This window comes from Sporolactobacillus kofuensis, from assembly GCF_024125425.1.
Lineage (GTDB): Bacteria > Bacillota > Bacilli > Bacillales > Sporolactobacillaceae > Sporolactobacillus > Sporolactobacillus kofuensis.
In genome coordinates this window covers 1-2616 of record NZ_JAMXWN010000033.1, presented here as the reverse complement: position 1 = coordinate 2616, position 2616 = coordinate 1, and the positions used below count along the sequence as shown (strand labels likewise).

The following is a 2616-nucleotide window of genomic DNA, read 5'->3' as shown; positions in this document are numbered from 1 at the left end:
ATTACGGCCACTAGAATGTACCAGCCTTGTCATCTTTATTACCATCAATCGCCAAAGATTTTACCACGTGATGCCATGGCGTTTACCACATAAAGAAAAACCTATAGATATCATTTTTGGTCTATAGGTTTTCCCTTTCGGTATTAGATTAAGAGATGGATTTCTTCCTGTGTTTCGTTTTTTAAGGGACGGAGTTCCTCAAATCTCTTGCCTTGTTGAAGCACTATCATTGCTTACTCTTCAAATTATGATTTTTTCCCTAATCCATGGCGTTCCCGCATAGAGATCTCTCCATCAATTAAGATTTGATATGAGTCATGAACAATACGATCTAGAATAGCCTCTGCAAGGGTTTCATTCCCGAGTTTTAGATGCCATCCTCTTGGATCAATTTGTGAACAGAAGATCGTCGATGCCGTCTTATGTCGGGCTTCAGTGATTTCCAATAAAATTGATGCTTCCTCCGTGGACAAATCTGTCAGTAGCCATTCATCAAGAATGAGCAGATCAGCTTTTGTGTACTTTTTAATTAATCTTCGATAACTTCCATCTGCAGCCAACTTTGCGAGTGTCAGTTCATCCAACAATTCTGGCAAGCGTGTATACTTCACCTTGTAGAATTGGCGACAGGCGGATACTCCAAATGCTGAAGCGAGAAACGACTTTCCTGAGCCCGTCGGGCCCATTAAAATAATATTATGGTGATTTTGAATATAGCTGCCACTGGATAATTTGAGAATTAACTCCTTGTCCAGTTTACGATCTTCATAGTATTCAATATCTTCAACGGATGCGTTTGAATATAACAATGCAGCAGCTTTAATCAGTCGATAAAGTTTATTATTTTGTCGACGTGAATGCTCTAAGTCAACAAGTAATGAAAAGCGGTCTTCAAAACTCATTTTCTGAAAGTCTTTGTTTATTGCTTGCTCTTTGTAGGACTCGGCCATGCCACTCAGTTTCATTTCATATAATTTGGTAAGAGTTTGTTCATTCATCTTTTATCCTTCCCCCCATAGTACGAAGCTCCACGCGTAAAGCCATAATTATTTTTGGTGTTTTCTGAGCGACGTTTTTGTTCTTGTTCGGCATCACTCTTTTTGTTATTCTTCAAGATTGTTTGAAGTACTTTGACCGTCGGTCTTTCAGTCATGGAAAGTGCCATCTTACAAGCACGTTCAATTTCATATTTGGAATAACGTTGCTCAAATTTCTTCAGGGAAAAAATGGAATGTAATGCCTGCTTTTCTGTTTGGTAAGAATCCAAAATATAGCGTACAATAGTTAAGGTTTCTGACCCGATATCTTCAGCCCAATCTAGAGCAGCTTCAGGTGTTTGATCCACAAACAACTTATGATGGTCTGGCATATGGTCGCGAGTAGTGGATAATTGACCAAACTTTCCATATAATCGTTTATGTGAGGCCACACGCATATGATTGAAGAAGATCTCAACGAGATCGTCCGATAGCTTTACTTCTACTTGTCGATTGATGTATTCGTAGGGAACCGAATAAAACATGCTTTCGACGGAGATGTGATAATCAGGACGAACCTTCGCTGTTTTCCATTCAGACATTTTATAGGGGCGATCCGGAAGGGGAGAAAGTGCGAATTTCTCCTCTTCTTCAAATGCTGAAAAGCGACTGCCTTTTTTGCGTGTAAACGAACGATTATTGAATTCCTCTAACTTCTTCCAGACTTCTTCATTCAATTCATCAACACTAAAGCACTGAACATTTCTTAATGCTGCGATGATCCAAGTCGAGAGGATACCGACTGAGCTTTCAACACTAGCCTTGTCTTTTGGCGTCCGCACACGAGCAGGCATAACGACGGTATGATAATAGTCCGCCATTTCTCTGTAAGCAGGATTTAAAATGAGTTCCTTCCTGGTATGCTTGGTCACGCTCGTTTTTAGATTGTCTGGAACAACGATTTGTGTCACTCCTCCAAAATACTCATACGCATGTCGATGGGCGATGATCCATGAATGCAGATCCATGGACAATGTTGCTTCAGCGTAGGATAACAGACTACACGGAAGGGTCGCAATGAAAATATAGGCTTTGATCTTTTCCCCAGTATCTCGATCACAAACAAACGCTGTTGATCCAGCCCAATCAACTTCCATGATTTCTCCAGGCTTTCTTCGAATACGTAATGTCGCCTTGTACTTATCTGCGTAACGGCTGTAGTGACGTAAAAAACTTCGATAAGAATAAGGAATCTTGTTATTTGCCCGACATTCAGCCTCATATTCATGATGAAGAAGAGAGAGCGTCACATTCGGTTTGGACAACTCTCCATGAATCCAGTCAAAGTTCATCGGCTGGCGACCTGAAGCTTCAAAAGCTTTTTCTGGAAACAGAAAATCTTCGATCCACTGATTCGTCATTTCCTCTTCTAAAGGGCATGTTAACCCTTTTTTCTCGGCTCTTTGAATAATCTCCGTTACTTTTTGACGAGAGTTACCAGTGCTTGCGGCAATACCTCTAAAGCTAATCCCTTCATCATGAAGCTCCAATATCCTTTGATAATGAATCATACAAAAAACACCTCCTATAAAAGTGGATTTGTCACACCTGCGGTGTGCCCACTAATTATACAGGAGGT

The 2616-nt window shown here is 40.6% G+C and carries 2 protein-coding genes; both read right to left on the bottom strand.

The window, feature by feature from the left end; genetic code table 11:
• Nucleotides 1-245 precede the first annotated feature (245 nt).
• On the bottom strand, nucleotides 246-998 hold the full coding sequence (istB, locus tag NIE32_RS14090) for an IS21-like element helper ATPase IstB (RefSeq protein ID WP_253077504.1): 753 nt from the start codon (nucleotides 996-998) through the stop codon (nucleotides 246-248).
• Nucleotides 995-2548, bottom strand: a complete 1554-nt coding sequence (istA, locus tag NIE32_RS14085) for an IS21 family transposase (RefSeq protein WP_253077503.1) — start codon at nucleotides 2546-2548, stop codon at nucleotides 995-997. The genes istB and istA overlap by 4 nt, the downstream gene beginning before the upstream one ends.
• Between the last annotated feature and the right edge of the window lie 68 nt (nucleotides 2549-2616).

Bases quoted from the DNA above. Each gene is read 5' to 3' on its own strand.
- istB (WP_253077504.1), bottom strand. From the start codon at position 998: ATGAATGAACAAACTCTTACCAAATTATATGAAATGAAACTGAGTGGC.
- istA (WP_253077503.1), bottom strand. From the start codon at position 2,548: ATGATTCATTATCAAAGGATATTGGAGCTTCATGATGAAGGGATTAGC.